We start from the raw sequence: 19229 nt of genomic DNA, 5'->3' as shown, positions 1-19229 counted from the left end.
ACGGCGTCAATTGCTCAGCCAGTCCGCATCCTGGCCCAGGTAGTTGCGATACAGCTGCCGAATGGACTGGTCCTGATACATGCGCTTGAGTTCGTTTTGCAGTCGCTCCACCAGGGTGGGCGACGTACTCAGGTTGCAGCCCATCGCCCTTAGCGTGGTGAGGAAGACATGCTCTAGCTTGATGGGAAGGTTGCTCTGATTGATGATCACCGCAGCGGAAACGGTATCGCTGGCCCACAGGTTCACCCGTTTGAGCTGCAACTTGCGGATGTTCAGGTCGTTGCTGGAAGTGAGATCTACATTGAACCCCAGCTTCTCCAGATATTCGCCCACGCCGCTACCCAGGTAGCTGCCTATTACCAGAGGCTTGGCGTCGTTCAGCGTGCGGATATTGTAATTGTCCGTCTGATTGGAATAGAAGCCGTGCCGGGTGATGAGAATAGGGCTGACCCATTGAAACAAGGCTTCCCGCGCCTGACTGCGTTCGATCGCCAGCACGCAGTTATTGGGTTCTGACAGGGCGGTGACGTAGGCGCGCTTCGGCGGCAGAAACAGAATGCTGTAGTCCACCTCCGCGCGCTGGAACAGCATGTTGAGAATGTCGATAGCCAGCCCCGCCGGCCGATCATGACGCAGCTCCATAAAAGGCGGCTGCGCATACGCCAGCACTTGAATTTTCTCTCCCTCCGCAAGAGCTGGAACGGAGTGAAGCAGGACCCAGGTTACGCAAGCGGCCAGCAGTCGCGTCATGGGACTAGTTCCAGACTTTGATTGACTCTTCATAGCTTAACGTCTTTCCAGGAGGATGTTCGTTGCGTTCCGGTTTGGGGGCTCCTGGCGCCTTCAGCCAGAATTCGCGGGAGGACTCTGGGTTCAGGCGGGGCGAACAGACGCCGGGCTCTTCCCGTCCCACTGCGTCCAGGCCTCGGTCCATCGCCCGGGCGAGATCCTGCATGACCTCATCCACCGGACGGGCGCCTTCCAGAGCCAGAGAAATATATTTCCACCACAAAGGGGACAACTTGGCGTAATTGGGCACATTGGAGCCGGTCGGCGTCCAGTAGTTGCGGGCGTTGGAGCGATAAAACTCCACCAGCCCGCCCAGCATGGGAGCCTTCTCCGACATGACTGACGAGTTGATGTCCGACAGGCGGATGGGCGTCAATCCCACCAGAGTTTTTTTGAGAGAGACGGTTTTGGATACGGTGAACTGGGCGTAAAGCCAGGCTGCCCGACGGCGGTCTGCGGGGGTGTTTTTCAGCAGGGTCCAGGAACCTGCGTCCTGATAGCCGGACTTCATGCCTTCCTCCCAGTAAGCGCCGACCGGGGAGGGGGCGATGCGCCATTTGGGCGTGCCGTCGGCGTTGACGATGGGGAGACCGGGTTGCGTGGCCTGGGCGACGAAGGCGGTGTACCAGAATATCTGCTGCGCGATCTGTCCCGTGCCGACCCAGCCGCCGGCTTCAGTGAATGTCAGGTTCGCCGCCTGAGGCGGTGCGTATTTAAACCAATCGACGAACTTGCGGATAGCGTAGTTCGCCGCCGGACTGTCCAGCGCCCCGCCTCGTTGCACGCTGGCGCCCACCGGGCGGCAGCCATCCACCCGGATGCCCCAATCGTCCACAGGAACGCCGTTGGGAATGCCGCGATCCCCCATGCCCGCCATGGAGAGCCAGGCGTCGGAGATGCGCCAGCCCAGGGAGGGATCGGTTTTGCCGTAATCCATGTGTCCCCAGACCGGATGGCCGTCCAACTCTTTGACGTGGACGGTGAAGAATTCCGCAATATCCTCGTAGGCGGACCAGTTGACCGGCACCCCCAACTCATAGCCGTAGAGACGTTGAAAACGCTCACGCAGGTCTTTGCGGTTGAACCAGTCATAGCGATACCAGTACAGATTGGCGAATTGCTGGTCGGGTAGCTGATAAACCTTGCCGTCCGGCGCCGTGGTGAAATTGAGGCCGATGAAGTCCTGCAAATCCAGCGTCGGTAGTGTGACGGCGGCCCCGTCCTGCTGGATATAGTCGGAGAGCGCGACGACAGCGCCGCTGCGATAGTGAGCGCCGATCAGATCGGAATCGCTGATGAAGGCGTCGTAAATATTGATGCCTGTTTCGATTTGCGAAAGCAGTTTGCGGACAAGATCGTCTTCCCCTGTGATCTCATGCACGACGCGGATGCCGGTGACGTCTTCGAAAGCTTTGGAGAGAATATTGGCTTCATACCAGTGTGTGTCGATGGTTTCTGACACCACATAAATGGTCATGCCTCGAAAAGGCTCCGCCGCCTTATGAAACCAGGCCAGTTCAGCAGCCTGCTCTTTCCGGCTGAGAGTGGAAACGGAAAATTCGCCGTCCAACCAATAGGAGACGGTTTCCTCCGAGAGCTTGGGCGCTGCGAGGGCGTCGCCGCACAACGCGAGACAGAGCACTCCAGAGGCGAGAATTTTGGGCGCCACGGATGCGCTGCGACACCGTATGTTGGGAAGCACCGGGATTGAACGCTCGCTTGTCATTGGGGGTTATTATTGTCGCTCTAATACAACAATCTAGCCCAATATGCCGCTTTCATCCATGATCTGGATCGGAAAAGCGGTTGAAAGTCGTTAAATTACAGCGGCTAAGCAGGTTACCTTGAGCGGCGCAGCGAGTGGCGCATTTCATTCAGCAGGTGACTGCGCAGCGCGCCGACAAGTCCCAGGTTGAGATCCGGTTGACGGCGGTTGGCCAGATGCAGAATCTGCTGATAATACCAGGCCGCCTGAGCCTGATTATTCAGCGCCCGCACCAGTTTGGACGGACTCTGCGGTCCCCAATAGCCGGCCAGGGCCAGCTCTTTCTCTGTCGGGTGCGTCCGGGCGATGGCGCCGGCGAACAGCTTGCTGGGGAAGTCCGGGTCCGTGCAGAAGGGGCGGGCGACGCCGATCATCTGTGTGGCGCCGGCGGCGATGGCGTCATTCATGCCGGGACGGCTGCGGAAGCCGCCTGTAACCATCAACGGCGTCGTCACCGCTTTGGCGACCGCTTCCGCGTATTCCAGGAAAAACGCCTCCCGACGCCATGCTCCGGCGGGACGCTTGTCGCTTTCTGTGGCCAGGAACGCAGGGTTCTCGTAAGCGCCGCCCGACAGCTCCAGTAAATCCACGCCGGCCTGCTGCAGCCAGCGCGCGACTTCTACACATTCTTCAATCGCGAAGCCGCCTTGCTGGAAGTCGGCGGAGTTCAGTTTCACCGCCACGGGAAAATCGGCGCCGACCTGTGCTCTGACCTCCGCCACGGTCGCCAGCAGAAAGCGGGCGCGATTCTCCAGGGCCCCCCCCCATTCATCTTTGCGTTGGTTGGTCAGGGGCGATAAGAACTGGCTGCCCAGGTAACCATGGGCGCTGTGTATCTGCACGCCGGTGAAGCCCGCCTCTCGCGCCAGGGCGGCGCTGACGCCGAAGCGCCGAATGATCGCTTTGATCTCGCTGCCCGGCAGGGCGCGGGGCATGGCGAAATTACCCGCCATGCGCAATTGCACGGCGGAGGGCGCGACGGGCTTGCTATTGCTGAATCGGGAGCATTGTCGTCCCGGATGATTGAGCTGCATCCACAGATGAATGTCGCATTCGGTGACCACCTCCGCCCACAGACGAAAGCGGGAGAGGGAGGAGGCATTCTCCAGCACTACGTTGCCGCTACGCTCCAGATAGCGGCGATCCACCATGACATTACCGGTGATCAGGAGTCCGGCTCCGCCTTCCGCCCAACGTTGGTAAAGCTGGTTATGCTGCAGCGTCGGGAGGTCATCGCCGTCGGCCAGTCCCTCAGTCATCGCTGATTTGGCGATACGGTTGGGAATCACGGCTCCGCAGGGCAAGGTCAGCGGCGAGGCAATATTCGCGGCGACGGCGGGCGTGGGCGTTGAAGCAATGGCGAGGGACATGAATGGCTCCTGACAACCTGATCTGAAATTGAAACGCCGCTCTGGTTATGCAGCGATGCATCGGCGGCATGAAGTTTATAACCGCAAATGCGTTCAGGCGCCAGTATCCGGAGGCGCGGTGGAGACTATCCTGCGTCGTTGTTGCCGGCGCCTTCCGGCGTCTCGTTGCTGTTGACCGGGCGTCGGTTAGAGCGTTTGTCGTCCCAGCTGAGATTTTTCGGATCATACCAGCCGATGCTGTGCAGCACGGCCTGACGGGTATGCTCGGAAAGGGTGTCCCAAAGCGCCTGAAAACTTTCCAGACCGCGTTCGCGGCGAACGGCGACTTTGCTGTTTAATTCGGAGGTGATGGTGGGAAGGCGCAGCGCGTCGCCCAATTGCCCGGGCCTGACGATCACTTGGCCCCACACTTTTTTCTTGTGGGTGCGCGCGGCCAGCACCTGTTTGAGTGCGTCGGCGGCGAGGCGGGCGCTGATAATATCGAAGTCTTCGCTGAGCATAACAATCGTGTTGGCGATCAATAAAAGATCGCAGTATCACAAAACGTATAATTTTAGCACGCTTCCTCAGGGATTGCGTCAGTGGGTGAGCATCTATAAATTGTCATATTTCAGTCATATGACACTGTTAGGTTGACGTGGTTTGCTGACCTGAATCGGCGACGGGGTCTTTTGTCCCGCGCTTTACTGGGAAATAAGGAAAGATCATGAAGAAAGTATTTAAGAGAGCATCCCTGACGTTATTAATCGGCGCTTTGGCAAGTAGTGTCGCCAATGCTGAAACTTTACGATTGCTGACCTGGGGCGGTTATGCTCCGGATGAAGTGGTGGCGCAGTTCGAGAAGGAAACCGGCATCGACGTGGAAGTCACCAAATCCAACAATGAAGATATGATCTCCAAACTGCGCGCCACCGGCGGCTCCGGATTCGATCTGGCGCAGCCGAGCCAGGATCGCGTCACCAGCGCCCAGGCGGACTTCAACATCTACAAACCCATCGACCTGTCTAAAATCGACGCTGACAAATTCATTCCCTCCATGCTGGAAGCGACCCGCAAGAACACGCAGCTGGACGGCAAAGTGTACGGCGTTCCTCACGTCTGGGGCACCAGCGGTCTGATCGTCAACCGTAAAAGCGCGCCTGCGGTGGCTGACTACACCGACCTCTGCGCCGCCGGCCTGAACGGCGACGTGTCCTACCGCCTGAAGCGTCCGACGCTGATCGGATTCGCCTTCGCAATGGGCGAGGACCCGTTCTCCGCCTACAACGACAAAAACAAATATCAGGCCATTCTGAATAAAGTCGAAGAAAAGCTGATTTCCTGCAAAGGCGCGGTGAAAACCTACTGGAGCGGCGGCGACGACCTGCTCAACCTGATTCGCTCCGGCGAAGTCAAAGCGGCCATGGCCTGGGATTCCGGCGGCTGGAAACTGAACAGCGAAATACCGGACGTCACTTTCGTAGCGCCGAAATCTGGAGCGTTGGGCTGGATCGACACCTTTGCGCTGCCGCGTAAAACCAAAGCGGAAGACGCCGCCTATAAGTGGATCAATTTCGTGATGCGTCCGGAAATCGCGGCGAAAATCACCGAATCCGCCGGCAACTTCACGGCATCCAAAGGCAGCGACGAATATGTCAACGCCACCCTCAAAAAGCAGTTCCAGGAAAGCTTTTCCGCGCAAGCCGTGGATAACATCAAATGGTACCCACCGGTTCCTCCCGGGTTGGAAGAGATGGAAGGCAAAGTTCTGGATCGGGTGAAAGCCGCCAGACTGTAACTTCCGTTACTCTGTCGTCATAACAAAACTCCCGCCACGATGCGTTTGTATCGTGGCGGGTTGCTTTCTTTCTGGCGAGGTCGACAAAGGCGAGCCCGGTTGATGACATGGTCGTTGGGCGCGCCCGCTGTCGCCATGCGCCGACCAACTTCAGTGTGTAAGTACGCCTATGTCCGATCCAGTCACGACTTCCTTCGACCTTGAGTGTCGCAACGTCCGCAAGAATTTCGCCGCTTTTACCGCAGTGAACGACGTCTCCTTCCAAATACCTCAAGGCAGCTTTTTTTCCATTCTCGGCCCTTCCGGGTGCGGCAAGACCACTTTGTTGCGCATGCTGGCGGGTTTTCAGCAGCCTGATGCGGGGGATATTCTCATCAAGGGGCGCTCGGTGTTGGATACGCCGCCGAACAAGCGACCGGTGAATATGGTGTTTCAGCATCTGGCGCTGTTCCCTAATATGACGGTGGCGGAAAACGTGGCCTATGGTTTGCGGCGAAGAAAAGCGCCGCGTCATGAGATTGAGACGGCGGTGAAGGATATGCTGGCGCGGGTGGGATTGCCGGATTCCGGCGGCAAGCGCATTGACCAGTTGTCCGGGGGACAAAAACAGCGTATCGCCATCGCCCGCTGTCTGGTGCTGAAACCGGACGTCTTGCTGCTGGATGAACCGCTGGGCGCGCTCGACCTGAAATTGCGCGAACAGATGAAAGTAGAGCTGAAGCATCTGCAGGAAAAATTCGGGACCACCTTTGTCTATATCACCCATGACCAATCCGAAGCACTGGTGATGTCCGACCATATTGCGGTGATGAACAAAGGGCGTTTTGAGCAAGTAGGCACGCCGCAGGAACTGTATTACCAGCCTGATACGGCCTTTGTCGCCAGCTTTGTCGGCGATAGCAACTGCTGGCGCGGAACCTTGGTCAGTCGTGACTCAGAAGGCGCGGCGATTCGCACTGCGAGCGGGCTGCAGTTTCGTGTGGAGGGCGCGCTGGAAAATCTGCAGCAGGGACAGGAGGCGCAAGTCTACTTACGGCCTGAGGCGGTGAAAATTGAGTTAGCCTCTGCGTCGTCTCACGGCGATGCGGGAGCCGGTCGCGGAGGCGAAAACTGCTTCAGCGGCGTGGTGGACGCGGTGTTGTTCGATGGCGCCCGCAGTCAGGTGCAGGTGAGCCTGGATCACAGCAGCGAGTCCATTTCCGTGGCGCTGCCGCAAACGCCAATGTTTCACAATATTGGCAAAGGGCAGCGAGTGCTGTTGTCCTGGGCGGCTGGCCAATGTAGCTGTTTTCCAGTGTAGGGGGGCGCCATGAAACCCCAACACTTCAAATTCGGACTGGCGTTGCTGCTGACGCCGATTCTATTGTGGCTGACGCTGCTGATTGCGCTGCCTCATGTGGACATGGCGATGATCTCTCTGCGTGAACGCGTGTCCGCCGGGACCTATGCGTTCAGCTGGAGTAATTACACCGCCTTTTTTACGGAGCCCCTGTATTGGCGCACCTTCATGCGTACGGCGGTGATGTCGATCATGGCGACCGCTTTGACCCTGCTGATCGCATTTCCGATTTCCTTTTACATCGCCAAGGTGGCGCGAGGCAGACTGCGGCCATTGCTGTTTCTGTTGTGTCTGGTGCCGTTCTGGGTCAGCGAACTGGTGCGAACCTACGGTTGGATGATCCTGTTGCGGGAAACCGGTGTGCTCAGCTCCCTGCTGCAATGGCTGGGCTGGGTAGACGGCCCGGTGGAGATGCTGTACCAGGACGCCACCATTATGGTCGGGCTGGTGTATACCTCCATGCTGTTTATGGTGGTGCCGCTGGTGTCGACGCTGGACAGCCTCGACGACAGTCTGATTGAGGCCGCCTATGACCTGGGCGCCAGTCATTGGCGGGTCATGCGCGATGTGGTGATTCCCCATGCGGCGCCGGGAATCGTCAGCGGATGCATCGTGGTGTTCATGCTCACCCTGGGCAATTACCTGACGCCGACCCTGCTGGGCGGTAAAGACAGCCTTTGGTTCACCGAACAGATCTACACCCAGTTCATTACTCGATTTAACTGGGAGCAGGGTTCCGCTTTCGGAATATTGCTGCTGATCCTGTCTTCGTTGATTGTCTGGATTGGGTTGCGTCTGTCGCGGCAGTCCTTCACCAAAGTGATGAGCTAAGGAGCCTTTTTATGCTGGCCTCAATTCCGTCCAGTCGCTATTTTCGCGGCGCTTATCACGCCTATGTGGCGGCGTTCTTTGTTTATCTGGCTGCCCCGCTGACGGTGGTGGCGGTGTTTGCGTTCAATGATTCCCTGTTTCCGGCGATGCCCTGGAAAGGCGCGACGCTGGGCTGGTTTCTGGGAGAAAAATCGCCTCAGCTCGGCATCTTTCACGATACTGAGCTGTTGGAAAGCATCCTGGTGAGTTTACAGGTGGCGGTGTGCACCACTGTCGTCAGTCTGGCGTTGGCCACCTGTAACGCATTCTTGTTTGAGCGACATGACTTTCCCGGTAAAAATCTGCTGTATGTGTTGATGCTGACGCCACTGGTGATTCCTGGAGTGATTCTGGGGGTGTCGGTGCTGGTGTTCAGCAGCAGCATCGCCAACTGGGTGGAGGAAACCTTTTCCTATGACCTGGAAGCGCTCCGTCCGGGGCTGGTTCTGGTGGTGATCGGGCAATTTGCGTTCATCACGACAATCGCCACTCTGGTGATCTCCGCGCGCCTGCGCAAGTTCGACGTCAGTCTGGAAGAGGCGGCGCTGAATCTGGGAGCGTCGCACTTTGACGTATTGCGCACCATTACGCTGCCATTCCTTAAACCAGCGCTGGTCGGCGCCGGCATCGTCAGTTTTCTGATGTCCTTCGAAAACTTCAACACCACTCTGATGCTGGTGGGATCGGACGCGCCTCTGACCATCGCCATGTTCGACCGCCTGCGGGAAGGTTCAACGCCGGTGTTGAATGCGGTGTCTCTGTTATTGATGGCGGGCTCCGGCGGACTGGCGGCGTTGTCGATCTTCGTGCGTCGTAAGGAAGAGTGAGCAAAGGCATAAAAAAAGGCTGCAAAGGCAGCCTGAATGTCGCTCTAAAACTTGGTGATCGCTGTTTAAGGAAGCCGAATGTTTTACAGAGCCTTCTTTTCAGTGGCCGAACCGCGTGGAATTCCTTTCCGGCCACTGTTGGAGTCAGTGTAGGCGGTGATCGTTGCAGGGATGTGACAGCTCAGGAAATCCGCTTGTGTATCAAGTCTTTGAATTTTGCGTCGGTGTCGGCGAAACGTCGGGCCGCCTGCTGGTCCGCTTTTTCCCATAACGCCTGCTGTGCGGCGCACAATTCCAGGCGTATCTGTTCGCGACCGCTGACGTCTGTATCCGCAACGGCATGCTCCAGCAGATTCAGGTCGTTGGCGTCGCCCAGACCTTCGGTGACTTTCTTCAGGCCATTGTGAAGACGGCGCAGGGATTTGTTCCATGCGGGCTTGATCACGCGTAGCGCATACATCAGATCTTTCAGGCGTTTGCGCAGCTCGTGGCGATCTTCTGCGTCGATGCCGCCCTGCACACGCTGGAACTCGTTTTGTCCTCGCCTGTAGAGGCGCGCCAGACGCGAGCTGAGCCAGTCGGCGTCAATCTCGGCGGACCAGGGGCGCTGTTGCAGCAGGTCTTTGTGCTTCAAAAGCTCACAGTTGGTTTCTTGCAGTAGCTTCTGGGTGTGCTCTCGATCAGGCGCTGGAACCCGCTCGGCCTCTTCCTGAATGAGGGCGCTGATTTTGTCGATATCCGGGTGTGAAGGCAAAGAGGCGGCGAAACTCGTCCAGGCATTGAGCATGACGAAGCAATCGCGATAGGGCGCGAGGGCGTGAGCAGTAGTCCTCAGGGTTTGCAGCAGGTCGTCGTGGGCTTCGTGGCAGGCGGGCTTGAGCAGTCGCAACAGTGCGCGCAGCTCCTTGATCAGCTTGCGGGCGTTGTGCACGGCGGAGTCAAAGTCGAAACGGGTTCTGATCAGTTCCAGCGCCAGGTCATTGATCAGGCTCTCCAGATAGCGCTGTAACTCCTGTTCCAGCGGCTTGTCGAAACGCGTCTGATAACGCATAAGAGTTTGATTTCCAGAGTTAAACGAATAGTTCCTAAAAGCGTCCCCAAGGCAACGATAGCACCCTGCGTGGCGGGCTGTCTGCATGAGACTATACTTAAGGTATTTCTTCTCAGACCCTGAGACCGACCAACGGAGCCGGCTAAATGTCGTTGTATTTGACAAGGGCGCGCCAAGCTTTAGGATGCGCCTTATGCCTGATTCTGCTCAGCGGCTGGGCCGAGGCGGTGGAATATACCCTGGTGACGGGAAAGGACTCTTATCCCCCTTTCAGTGGGGAAGACCTGCCTAATGGCGGACTGGTGACGGAGATTATTCAAGCCGTTCTGGAGCGCAGCGGCGCAGGCGTTAAAATAGAGTACCTGCCCTGGAACCGGGGGTTTCGCCTGGCGGAAGCCGGCGACGTGCTGGGCACATTCCCCTATGTCAAAGACCGTGACCGCGTGGACGCGTTTTACTTTTCTTCCCCTTTGTATGTGACAGTGGAGCTGTTCTTCGTTCGTCGCGACGAGGAAATCAAGTATACGAGCGATGAGGATCTTGCCGGACTGGTGCTTTGCCGTCCCCTGGGTTACAGCCTGGAGAGCGTCCAACCGTTGCTGGATAAGGACGTCGTCAGACTCTGGACTCCCAATGACCTGGAAACCTGTTTTCAATTGCTGGAAAGCAAGCGGGTGCATCTGGTGCCGATCGGAGTGAGAGTGGGGCGCTCCACCATTGAGCGTCTGTTTGGAGACCCTGAGCATTTTCGGGTGCTGTCCAAGCCTTTGCAGGTCAACGGGCTGCATCTCATCATTTCCCGCCGACGTCCTGATGCGGAGAGCATTATGACGAACTTCAACAAAAACCTGTCGGAGATGTGGAAAGAAGGGGCGATCAGGAAAATTTACGACAAGCATCATACTCAGATGCCGACAGACGAGTTGTTAAAAGCGGCGCCTTAGGCGCCGCGTGTCAGTAAGGTTAGCGACAGTCCGCGCAGAGCAGCACGCCTTTCTGTCCTGGGGAAGGCAGCTCAATCTCGCTGTCGGAAGAACTCATGGATAAGTATCCGCCTCTGGCGTTGGAAATGCCTGTCGGCCAGGAGTAGGTCAGGTCGACGTCGCAAGCGCCGCCGGGAGGTAACTGCATGGCGTATTGGCCGTTACTGGCGTTGCTGATGCAAGTCGACGACAGGCCGTAAGCCCCCCAGCTTCTTTTAGCGATAATCTCATCCACATAGCTGAGTTGCAGCGCGAGGTTGGCGCTCTTGCCGCCCTGGTTAGCGAACGTCAGCGTGCGGCTGCATTTCATTCCGGGATTGCATCCGTCCAGCATGACTTCACCTACGCCGGCGCTGTTTACGTCCAATCCATCAACCGTCACTTTCGAGCTAAGAGTCGGTTTGAATTCAGGGCTGAACAGCGCCAGGTTGCTGGCGCGATCCCGGGTTCTGATGCGAACTTTGTAGGTTACATCCGGCTTCCAGGTCCAGGTCGCGGCGAACTCCAGCGAGTTGGTTCCACTCTTCTGAGCGTAGCTGGGCGTAAGATTGGTGACCAGAGTATTGCCCTGGTATAAATCCAGGCTTACATGACTGCTCTCGCCAGTCCAACGCCAGATCACGCTCAGCTTCTCTCCGAAAGAAACAGGAGGGACGATCATCATTTCCGGCTTTTTCAGCTCAAAAGCAGGACTCAGGCTCTCTTTACCCGAGTTCAGGTTGTCGCTGACGCGGATTTTGTACTCGCCCACCTGGTTGTAGGTCGCGTTCCAGACCAGGGTGTTGACGCCGTTGTTAAGGCCGCCACTGGAGGTGATCGTCTTGATTTTGGCTTCATTACTGGCTTTGACCAGATCTACGGTAGCGTAGCTGCCTGCGTCAAAGCACTCGGCGCGCCAGCTGATCGGCAGCTTTTGTCCAACGAAAGCCGGATTCGCCGCACTGACGTCACTGATGCTGGTGGGGCAGGGCGGTTCTCTGTCCCAGGTGGCGGTAATGTCGTAGGCGACGCCATTGAGCACGTCCAACTGACCGGAATATTCCGAGTTAGTGGAACGGTCCGCCGTGACAGAAGTGGCGTTTTCAACGCTGACGTACCACTCCCCGTAAGTCAGATTATCGATCTGCAGCGTCTTGTAGTTCCCGACGTCAGTGAGCGCCACATCGGCGTTGCTGGCGAAGGCGGGCTCGCCTTTCTTCAGGTACAGGTTAAAGTCGTAGCCATACTCGCCGTTCAGCTCAATGGTCAGGTACTTCTTACGCGGATCTTCAACGTTGATCTTGAAGTGGTGATACTGCTTGTCGCCGATCTTGATATGGCTGGCGTCGTAGTACCCGGTGTTCTCATCCATATAGCGGGTGCGACCGTTTTCCAGATCGCCTTTGATGCGCACTTGGGGCGTATAGCTCCCGTCCAGACTGCCTTTGATCGCCAGCGCATACATGGCTTTCGTCAATTCCTCGGCTTTTTCTTCAAGGCTAAGTTCAGGATGACGGCCGCTCAGCACCAAGGTTCCACTATGAGGATTGCCTGGGTCATGCCAGCTCCAGACTGCTGGATATCGGTCGGTCCGCCCCAGGATTTCTACGCCTTCAGGATACTGGTTGGACTGTGATTTATATATGTAACCACCGCCTTTGCTCATAACATACGGAACCTCCCTAAATCCGAGAACATCGGTAAGGCTGCTCGTCAGGTATACCGTCTCCGAGGAGTCAGGCAAAGGCAAGGTTTGACCAGGATATAAGTGCAGTCCGTGTACGGAAGATCCCGCCATACTGGCGCCGGCGCAAAAGCCGACATACCCGCCGCCGTTTTTCACAAAGTCCCGGATATTCTGGGCGCCGCTACGTTGAACGGGATTCCAGGTTTCGTTGAGTATGCCCATGTGCACGCTACCGCCGCTCGGTGTTGTTGAGGTGCGCAAGAATGAGGCCGCGCCGATATTCAACATGCGATAACGGGGAGCTCCATCGGGATACAGAAGACGGCCGTTAAGGTCGATATCCGAGCCGGTGAATTTTTCTAAGAACTCTTGTCTGTCTTCCTCGTCCACTTCACCGGTCAAAATGTCGTAGGCGTTATAACTGAGCCTTTCATAGGACAATCCCAGAGACTCGAAGTGTCTGGTGGGGGACGCGGTTATACCGGGACCGCCGTCGATCAGGACGTCTTTATAGAAGCCCTCTCCCACAGGAATGGAGAAGTCGGTCAGCTGGTCTGCGCTAGCCTGGCCGACAAGGAGCATGGATGAAACAAGTATTTTCAGCGGTAGTCCAACCGCGTTTTTATAAGAGCGTGCTTGCATAATGATTCCCTAAATTAAGCAATGAAGATATCAATCGTCGATGTCTCAGCCAGTCGCCGCCGGCTAGTGAACGATCTCTCGATTGGGTTTCAGCGCTTCCAATGATAGGGAGGGCGAGAACGGCGGGATTGTAAAAATATGACGTTAGTGACGGGTCAGTGATTCATAGCGCACAAAAGGCGGGCTTAAGGCCCGCCGATATGGAGTGTTCAAAAGAGTGATGCGAAAGAGGGTTGTTAGAGCGCCAGCAATCCCTGCTTGCTTAACCAGTCGCGCACCGCGAGACCGGCGCCGAAATTCCAGGGTTTGAGTTTTTCCGGCGGGATGCGCTTGTACTCGGCGAGTTCGTCGCCCAGTTGGATTTCTCCGTTGCAGCGCACATGGAACGCCAGGATCAGTTGGTTCTGCTCATGGAAGGCGTAATAGCCGATAAAGTTGGCGCTTTCTCCGTTCAATCCAAGCTCTTCGGAGACTTCACGCAAGGCGCAGCGCTCAGGCGACTCCCCAGACTCCAGAAAACCGGTTTGAATGGACAGCATGCCTTGCGGCCAGATTTTATTGCGGGCGAGGATGATGTCGCCCTCGTGCTCCACCAGCATCGCCACGACCGGCGTGGGGTTGTCCCAGTGCACATAGTCGCAGCCGTCGGAAGCGCAGCAACGCCGCGCTTTGCCGTCTATCTGCCGGGTAGTGAGGTTTTCGCCGCAGAGGGGACAGAAATGGAAGTTCATGGCCGCCGGCTCCAGGCGGGCCTGTCGGCGGCGTCAGTCATGAGAATCGTCCTCGTCATCTTCGCCATGTTGCGGGCAACTGAAGCTGCGCAGTGTAACCTCGCCGTCCACGGAATGCAGGTGGATGTCGAAGCCCCATAGACGGTGGACATGACGCAGCACTTCATATACGTCCTTCTCGTACAGAGGAACGCGATCAAAGGGCGTATGCCGCAGCGTCAACGAACGATCGCCGCGCACGTCTACATCCCATACCTGGATATTCGGGTCGCGATAGCTCAGGTTGTACTGCCGCGCCAATTGTTCGCGCACGGCGCGATAGCCGTTGTCGTCATGAATGGCGGTGACGTGGTACTCGCTGTCCATCTCGTCGTCCAGGATATTGAAGAACTTGAAGTCGCGAATCACTTTTGGCGACAGGAACTGCAGGATGAAGCTCTCATCCTTGAAGTTGCGCATCGCAAAGTGCAGCGTCTCCAGCCAGTCTGAACCGGCGATATCCGGGAACCAGGCTTTGTCTTCTTCCGTGGGTTCCTGACATATACGCTTGATGTCCTGGAACATGGCGAAGCCCAGCGCATAGGGGTTGAGACCGCTGTACCAGGGACTGTCGAAAGGCGGCTGATACACCACGGACGTGTGGCTTTGCAGGAACTCCAGCATAAAGCCGTCGGTCACCAGTCCTTTGTCGTACAGTGTGTTAAGCAGGGTGTAGTGCCAGAAAGTGGCCCACCCTTCATTCATAACCTGAGTTTGGCGTTGTGGATAGAAATACTGCGCAATCTTGCGCACGATGCGCACGATCTCCCGTTGCCAGGGCTCCAGCAGAGGGGCGTTCTTCTCTATGAAATAAAGGATATTTTCCTGGGGCTCGGAGGGAAAACGACGTGTCTTTTGGGCTTCTTTTTCTCCCTGTTTGGAAGGAATGGTGCGCCACAGGTCGTTGACCTGTTTCTGCATGTACTCTTCCCGATCCCGTTGCCGACGCTCTTCTTCCGCGGCGGAAATAGGCGCCGGGCGTTTATAGCGGTCTACTCCATGGTTCATGATGGCGTGGCAGGAGTCGAGAATCTGCTCCACCGCTTCGACGCCATGCCGCTGCTCGCACTGGGCGATGTAGTTTTTGGCGAAGATCAGGTAATCGATGATCGCGCTGGCGTCAGTCCAGGTGCGGAACAGGTAATTGCCCTTGAAAAAGGAGTTGTGCCCATAACAGGCGTGGGCGATAACCAGCGCCTGCATCATCACGGTGTTTTCCTCCATGAGATAAGCGATGCAGGGGTTGGAGTTGATGACAATCTCGTAGGCCAGACCCATCTGGCCCCGTTTGTAGAGTTTCTCTGTTTGCAGGAACTGCTTGCCGAACGACCAGTGGTGATATCCCACTGGCATGCCCACGGAAGAGTAAGCGTCCATCATCTGTTCGGCGCTGATGATCTCCACTTGGTTGGGATAGGTGTCCAACCCGAACTCTTCCGCGCATTTGCGAATTTCTTCGTCATAACGGTTGATCAGCTCAAAGGTCCACTCGGAACCTTCGGATATAGGCCTGCGACCCGCAGGCGGAGCGGCTTCGGTATGTTCAATCGCTTCAGGCATAGTCCACCTGCTTTTGGAACAGCTTGCGGAATACCGGGTAAATATCGCCTACATCCATGATTTGCTGCATGGAGAAGCGTTCCCGGAAGGCTTCGGTGAGCTTTTCATACTCATGCCAGAGCATCTGATGCTCATGGGGCGTTATTTCGATGTAAGAATAATATTGCACGTAGGGAAGGATGGACTCCGCCAGCAGTTTGCTGCAGCGGGGGGAGTCGTCGTTCCAGTTGTCGCCGTCGGAGGCTTGCGCGGCGTAGATATTCCAGTCGTCAGTGGGATAGCGCGCCTCCATGATCTCCCGCATCATCTGCAATGCGCTGGAGACGATGGTGCCGCCGGTTTCCCGTGAATAGAAAAACTCTTCTTCGTCCACCTCTTTGGCGCTGGTGTGGTGACGGATAAACACCACTTCGATCTTCTCGTAATTGCGCTTCAGGAACAGGTACAACAGGATGAAAAAGCGCTTGGCGATATCCTTGTGGGTCTGGCTCATGGAGCCGGACACGTCCATCAGGCAGAACATCACCGCCGCAGTGGCGGGTTGTGGTTGTTTGACGTGCTGGTTATAGCGAATATCGATCTCATCAATGAAAGGAATCCGCTGTACGCGGCCTTTCAGGCGTTTGATCTCCTCTTCCAGCGCACGGATCTGGTCTTCTTTGCTGAATACGGGGTCAGGGGTTTCCGGCGTGCGTTTCAGCGCTTCCAGTTGCTCCTGCATGTCGGAAATTTTCTTGCGGGTGTTGCCGGACAGGGCCAGACGGCGGGCGTAAGCGCCGCGCATACTGCGAATGACGTTGATTTTGGCCGGTGTGCCGTGAGTGGTGTAACCGGCGCGGACGAATTTGTAGTTAGAGGTGTCTTTTAGTTGCTTCTGCACCAGATTGGGCAGGGCCAGATCCTCAAACATGAAGTCCAGAAATTCTTCCTGGGAGATCTGAAAAACAAAGTCGTCAATGCCTTCGCCCTGGTTGCTGGCTTTACCTTGACCGGAGCCGCCTCCACCGCCGCCTCCTGGCGGCCGTGGGATGCTGTCTCCGGTGACGAACTCTTTATTGCCGGGATGGGTGACGGAACGCCGGCCACCCTTACCGTGTCGGAACGTCGGCTCGCCGATATCCTTGCTGGGGATCGAAATGCTCTCCCCGCGGTCAATGTCGGTGATGGACCTTTTATTGACCGCATCCGCCACCGCTTTCTTGATGTGCTCGCGATAGCGGCGCAGGAAGCGCTGTCTATTGATAGCGCTCTTATTCTTGCCATTGAGTCGACGGTCGATGATGTGGGTCATACCCATAATGGACCCTCACTTTATTGCGACTTGCGAACCCGTAGATACCACTCGCAAAGTAAACGCACTTGTTTTTCAGTATAGCCACGCTCGATCATGCGCCGCACAAATTCCTGGTGTTTCTTCTGGTCCTCCTGGGACGCTTTCGGGTTGAACGAGATGACCGGCAACAGGTCTTCCGTGTTGGAGAACATTTTCTTCTCGATCACGGTGCGCAGTTTTTCATAACTGAGCCAGGACGGGTTTTTGCCGTTATTGCTGGCCCGCGCCCGCAGAACGAAATTGACCACCTCGTTGCGGAAGTCTTTCGGATTGCTGATGCCCGCGGGTTTCTCAATTTTCTCCAGTTCGTCGTTGATGGCCGCACGGTCAAAGATTTCGCCGGTTTCAGGGTCGCGGTATTCCTGATCCTGAATCCAGAAGTCGGCGTAGGTGACATAGCGGTCGAAGATGTTTTGGCCATACTCGGAGTAAGACTCCAGATACGCGGTCTGAATTTCTTTACCGATAAACTCGACATAATGGGGCGCCAGAGACTCTTTGATGAAGCGCAGGTAGCGGTCGTGAGTCTCCTGCTGGAACTGCTCCTGTTCGATCTGCTTCTCAAGCACATACAGCAGGTGCACCGGGTTGGCGGCCACCTCGGTCGTGTCGAAGTTGAACACCTTGGATAGTATCTTGAAGGCGAAACGGGTGGAAAGACCGTCCATGCCCTCGTCGACGCCGGCGGAGTCTTTGTACTCCTGAATCGATTTCGCTTTGGGGTCGGTGTCTTTGATGTTCTGACCGTCGTACACCTTCATTTTCGAGTAAATGCTGGAGTTTTCCGGCTCTTTGATACGGGACAGACAGGAGAACTGCGCCAGCATGTTCAAGGTGTCGGGCGCGCAGGGCGAACCGGCCAGGGAACTGTGCTTGAGCAGTTTTTTGTAGATTTTGACTTCTTCGGACACCCGCAGACAATAAGGCACTTTGACGATGTAAATCCGGTCGAGGAACGCCTCATTGTTTTTGTTATTGCGGAAGGTCTGCCACTCTGATTCGTTGGAGTGAGCCATGATGATGCCTTCGAACGGCACCGCGCCCATACCTTCTGTGGTGTTGTAGTTGCCTTCCTGCGTGGCGGTCAGCAATGGGTGCAACACTTTGATCGGCGCTTTGAACATCTCCACGAATTCCAGCATGCCCTGGTTGGCTTTAGAGAGTCCGCCGGAGAACGAGTACGCGTCAGGATCGTGCTGAGGGAAATCCTCCAACATGCGAATGTTGACCTTGCCGACCAGCGCGGAAATATCCTGGTTGTTTTCATCGCCGGGCTCGGTTTTGGAGACGGCGACCTGATTAAGAATGGACGGATACAGTTTGACCACTTTGAACTTGCTGATGTCGCCATTGAACTCATGCAGACGTTTCACCGCCCAGGGCGACATGATAAAGCGCAGGTAGCGGTTGGGAATGCCGTATTCCTCTTCCAGGATCTTGCCGTCTTCAGCCGGATCGAACAGGCCTAACGGCGATTCAAAAACAGGGGAATCCTTGATGGCGTAGAAGGGTTGTTTCTGAAACAGGCTCTTCAACTTTTCCGCCAGGGAGGACTTACCGCCGCCGACCGGACCAAGCAAATAGAGAATCTGTTTCTTCTCTTCCAGACCCTGGGCTGCATGTTTGAAAAACGACACTATCTGTTCCACGCACTCTTCCATGCCGTAGAACTCTTCAAATTCGGGGTAACGTTTGATGACTTTATTGGAGAAGATGCGGCTTAACCGTTGATCGCGGGATGTGTCGACCAGTTCCGGCTCGCCGATGGCGAGAAGCATTCTCTCTGCAGCGGACGCATAAGCGGTGCGATCCTTTTTGCAGATCTCCAAATACTCCTCCAACGTGTACTCTTCTTCCTTGCGTGAGTCGTATCGACTGGCGAATTGACTGAAGATGCTCATATAGGCCCCCTCTTGTGATGAATAGCTCGCTTAGTGGCGCTAAAACGTCGACATGATCAGTGACCGGCTATCGTGGACTGGCGGCTTCGCCTTGCTCAGACAGGGTCATCATGCGCCTCTTTGGAGCTTTATATGCGCCCCTTTCGGCTGCGTCTGGCCTGCAGACAAGTTTCCTGACATTTTTTCAGCGCGCCCGCGGGCGTCTCCGCTGAACAGATGTGAGAAAACGTTTCTGAATGCGCCCCAACACCACTTGCATGAAGTATTCCGCTTATGAATTAGCATAGTTCAGAACTATACAATTGGATAGGAATTAATTTTCTTAGTTTCATTAAAATTTTTTATATATCATTCTGTTACGTTAGGTGACACATTAATCTGATCAGCATTGTTGAGTGATTTTTCGCGCCTAGTCATGCGCGTTAGACACCCAACTCTTCAGACCTTGCGCCTGTTTGGGGCGTGTTAGCGGAACGCTAGGAATATTGGCGAGGCAGCGCCCCAAAAACGGCCTGAGGGTGAAAAGAGGGCAAAAAGGGAACGAAAAGAGGGCGACAAAGGAGCAGGGCGGTGATTCAAATTGACG

Annotated in this window: 15 protein-coding genes; 5 read left to right on the top strand and 10 right to left on the bottom strand. The window is 56.1% G+C overall.

From position 1 onward, the window contains the following. Positions 1-6 precede the first annotated feature (6 nt). From ACQYWX_RS23605 to ACQYWX_RS23590, 4 genes are all read right to left on the bottom strand, one after another. The gene (locus ACQYWX_RS23605) at positions 7-750 is read right to left on the bottom strand and encodes a substrate-binding periplasmic protein (protein ID WP_431686536.1); all 744 of its coding nucleotides are present in this window, start codon (positions 748-750) and stop codon (positions 7-9) included. Between the two features lie 4 nt (positions 751-754). Beyond that, positions 755-2515, bottom strand: coding sequence for an ABC transporter substrate-binding protein (locus tag ACQYWX_RS23600; protein WP_431686535.1), 1761 nt, complete (start codon positions 2513-2515; stop codon positions 755-757). A gap of 113 nt (positions 2516-2628) precedes the next feature. Continuing rightward, positions 2629-3924 (bottom strand): NADH:flavin oxidoreductase/NADH oxidase family protein, encoded by a 1296-nt coding sequence (locus ACQYWX_RS23595; protein WP_431686534.1) that lies wholly within the window; start codon positions 3922-3924, stop codon positions 2629-2631. 125 nt (positions 3925-4049) lie between these two features. Beyond that, complete coding sequence (locus tag ACQYWX_RS23590; protein WP_279507730.1) at positions 4050-4424, bottom strand: hypothetical protein; 375 nt, start codon at positions 4422-4424, stop codon at positions 4050-4052. A gap of 206 nt (positions 4425-4630) precedes the next feature. Between ACQYWX_RS23590 and ACQYWX_RS23585 the strand changes: the two genes are divergently transcribed. The 4 genes from ACQYWX_RS23585 (at position 4631) to ACQYWX_RS23570 (ending at position 8737) form a co-directional block, all read left to right on the top strand. Then, entirely contained in the window at positions 4631-5701 is a 1071-nt protein-coding gene (locus ACQYWX_RS23585) for an extracellular solute-binding protein (RefSeq protein WP_431686533.1), read from the top strand. A 169-nt stretch (positions 5702-5870) separates the two neighbouring features. Next, positions 5871-7001 carry an ABC transporter ATP-binding protein gene (locus tag ACQYWX_RS23580; protein ID WP_431686532.1) on the top strand — a complete coding sequence of 377 codons (1131 nt, stop codon included), beginning with the start codon at positions 5871-5873 and terminating at the stop codon, positions 6999-7001. Positions 7002-7010: 9 nt separating this feature from the next. Beyond that, positions 7011-7871 (top strand): ABC transporter permease, encoded by an 861-nt coding sequence (locus ACQYWX_RS23575; protein ID WP_216738523.1) that lies wholly within the window; start codon positions 7011-7013, stop codon positions 7869-7871. Positions 7872-7882: 11 nt separating this feature from the next. Further along, on the top strand, positions 7883-8737 hold the full coding sequence (locus tag ACQYWX_RS23570; RefSeq protein WP_279507733.1) for an ABC transporter permease: 855 nt from the start codon (positions 7883-7885) through the stop codon (positions 8735-8737). A 181-nt stretch (positions 8738-8918) separates the two neighbouring features. Here the strand turns inward: ACQYWX_RS23570 and ACQYWX_RS23565 are convergent, their stop codons facing one another. Next, a complete protein-coding gene (locus ACQYWX_RS23565; protein ID WP_431686531.1) occupies positions 8919-9788 on the bottom strand; it encodes a CHAD domain-containing protein in 870 nt (289 codons plus the stop codon). A gap of 146 nt (positions 9789-9934) precedes the next feature. On the opposite strand from ACQYWX_RS23565, the gene ACQYWX_RS23560 reads away from it, so the two are divergent. After that, positions 9935-10732, top strand: coding sequence for a substrate-binding periplasmic protein (locus ACQYWX_RS23560; RefSeq protein ID WP_253938157.1), 798 nt, complete (start codon positions 9935-9937; stop codon positions 10730-10732). Between the two features lie 19 nt (positions 10733-10751). On the opposite strand, the gene ACQYWX_RS23555 is transcribed toward ACQYWX_RS23560, so the two are convergent. The 5 genes from ACQYWX_RS23555 to ACQYWX_RS23535 form a co-directional block, all read right to left on the bottom strand. Further along, positions 10752-13079, bottom strand: a complete 2328-nt coding sequence (locus ACQYWX_RS23555; protein WP_431686530.1) for a hypothetical protein — start codon at positions 13077-13079, stop codon at positions 10752-10754. A 236-nt stretch (positions 13080-13315) separates the two neighbouring features. Further along, complete coding sequence (locus tag ACQYWX_RS23550; RefSeq protein ID WP_431686529.1) at positions 13316-13810, bottom strand: NUDIX domain-containing protein; 495 nt, start codon at positions 13808-13810, stop codon at positions 13316-13318. A gap of 33 nt (positions 13811-13843) precedes the next feature. Continuing rightward, the gene (locus ACQYWX_RS23545; protein ID WP_216735630.1) at positions 13844-15409 is read right to left on the bottom strand and encodes a SpoVR family protein; all 1566 of its coding nucleotides are present in this window, start codon (positions 15407-15409) and stop codon (positions 13844-13846) included. Further along, entirely contained in the window at positions 15402-16706 is a 1305-nt protein-coding gene (locus ACQYWX_RS23540; RefSeq protein ID WP_216735631.1) for a YeaH/YhbH family protein, read from the bottom strand. The genes ACQYWX_RS23545 and ACQYWX_RS23540 overlap by 8 nt, the downstream gene beginning before the upstream one ends. A gap of 14 nt (positions 16707-16720) precedes the next feature. Next, complete coding sequence (locus ACQYWX_RS23535) at positions 16721-18643, bottom strand: PrkA family serine protein kinase (RefSeq protein WP_216735632.1); 1923 nt, start codon at positions 18641-18643, stop codon at positions 16721-16723. Positions 18644-19229: the final 586 nt, after the last annotated feature.

The organism is Hahella sp. NBU794, from assembly GCF_050749805.1.
In the GTDB taxonomy this organism is placed as follows: domain Bacteria; phylum Pseudomonadota; class Gammaproteobacteria; order Pseudomonadales; family Oleiphilaceae; genus Hahella.
Note: the sequence above shows the minus strand (reverse complement) of the source record. Positions and strands in the feature narration are given on the sequence as shown.

Coding starts and splice junctions, on each gene's coding strand:
- ACQYWX_RS23605 (WP_431686536.1), bottom strand. CDS start 750: ATGACGCGACTGCTGGCCGCTTGCGTAACCTGGGTCCTGCTTCACTCC.
- ACQYWX_RS23600 (WP_431686535.1), bottom strand. CDS start 2,515: ATGACAAGCGAGCGTTCAATCCCGGTGCTTCCCAACATACGGTGTCGC.
- ACQYWX_RS23595 (WP_431686534.1), bottom strand. CDS start 3,924: ATGTCCCTCGCCATTGCTTCAACGCCCACGCCCGCCGTCGCCGCGAAT.
- ACQYWX_RS23590 (WP_279507730.1), bottom strand. CDS start 4,424: ATGCTCAGCGAAGACTTCGATATTATCAGCGCCCGCCTCGCCGCCGAC.
- ACQYWX_RS23585 (WP_431686533.1), top strand. CDS start 4,631: ATGAAGAAAGTATTTAAGAGAGCATCCCTGACGTTATTAATCGGCGCT.
- ACQYWX_RS23580 (WP_431686532.1), top strand. CDS start 5,871: ATGTCCGATCCAGTCACGACTTCCTTCGACCTTGAGTGTCGCAACGTC.
- ACQYWX_RS23575 (WP_216738523.1), top strand. CDS start 7,011: ATGAAACCCCAACACTTCAAATTCGGACTGGCGTTGCTGCTGACGCCG.
- ACQYWX_RS23570 (WP_279507733.1), top strand. CDS start 7,883: ATGCTGGCCTCAATTCCGTCCAGTCGCTATTTTCGCGGCGCTTATCAC.
- ACQYWX_RS23565 (WP_431686531.1), bottom strand. CDS start 9,788: ATGCGTTATCAGACGCGTTTCGACAAGCCGCTGGAACAGGAGTTACAG.
- ACQYWX_RS23560 (WP_253938157.1), top strand. CDS start 9,935: ATGTCGTTGTATTTGACAAGGGCGCGCCAAGCTTTAGGATGCGCCTTA.
- ACQYWX_RS23555 (WP_431686530.1), bottom strand. CDS start 13,079: ATGCAAGCACGCTCTTATAAAAACGCGGTTGGACTACCGCTGAAAATA.
- ACQYWX_RS23550 (WP_431686529.1), bottom strand. CDS start 13,810: ATGAACTTCCATTTCTGTCCCCTCTGCGGCGAAAACCTCACTACCCGG.
- ACQYWX_RS23545 (WP_216735630.1), bottom strand. CDS start 15,409: ATGCCTGAAGCGATTGAACATACCGAAGCCGCTCCGCCTGCGGGTCGC.
- ACQYWX_RS23540 (WP_216735631.1), bottom strand. CDS start 16,706: ATGGGTATGACCCACATCATCGACCGTCGACTCAATGGCAAGAATAAG.
- ACQYWX_RS23535 (WP_216735632.1), bottom strand. CDS start 18,643: ATGAGCATCTTCAGTCAATTCGCCAGTCGATACGACTCACGCAAGGAA.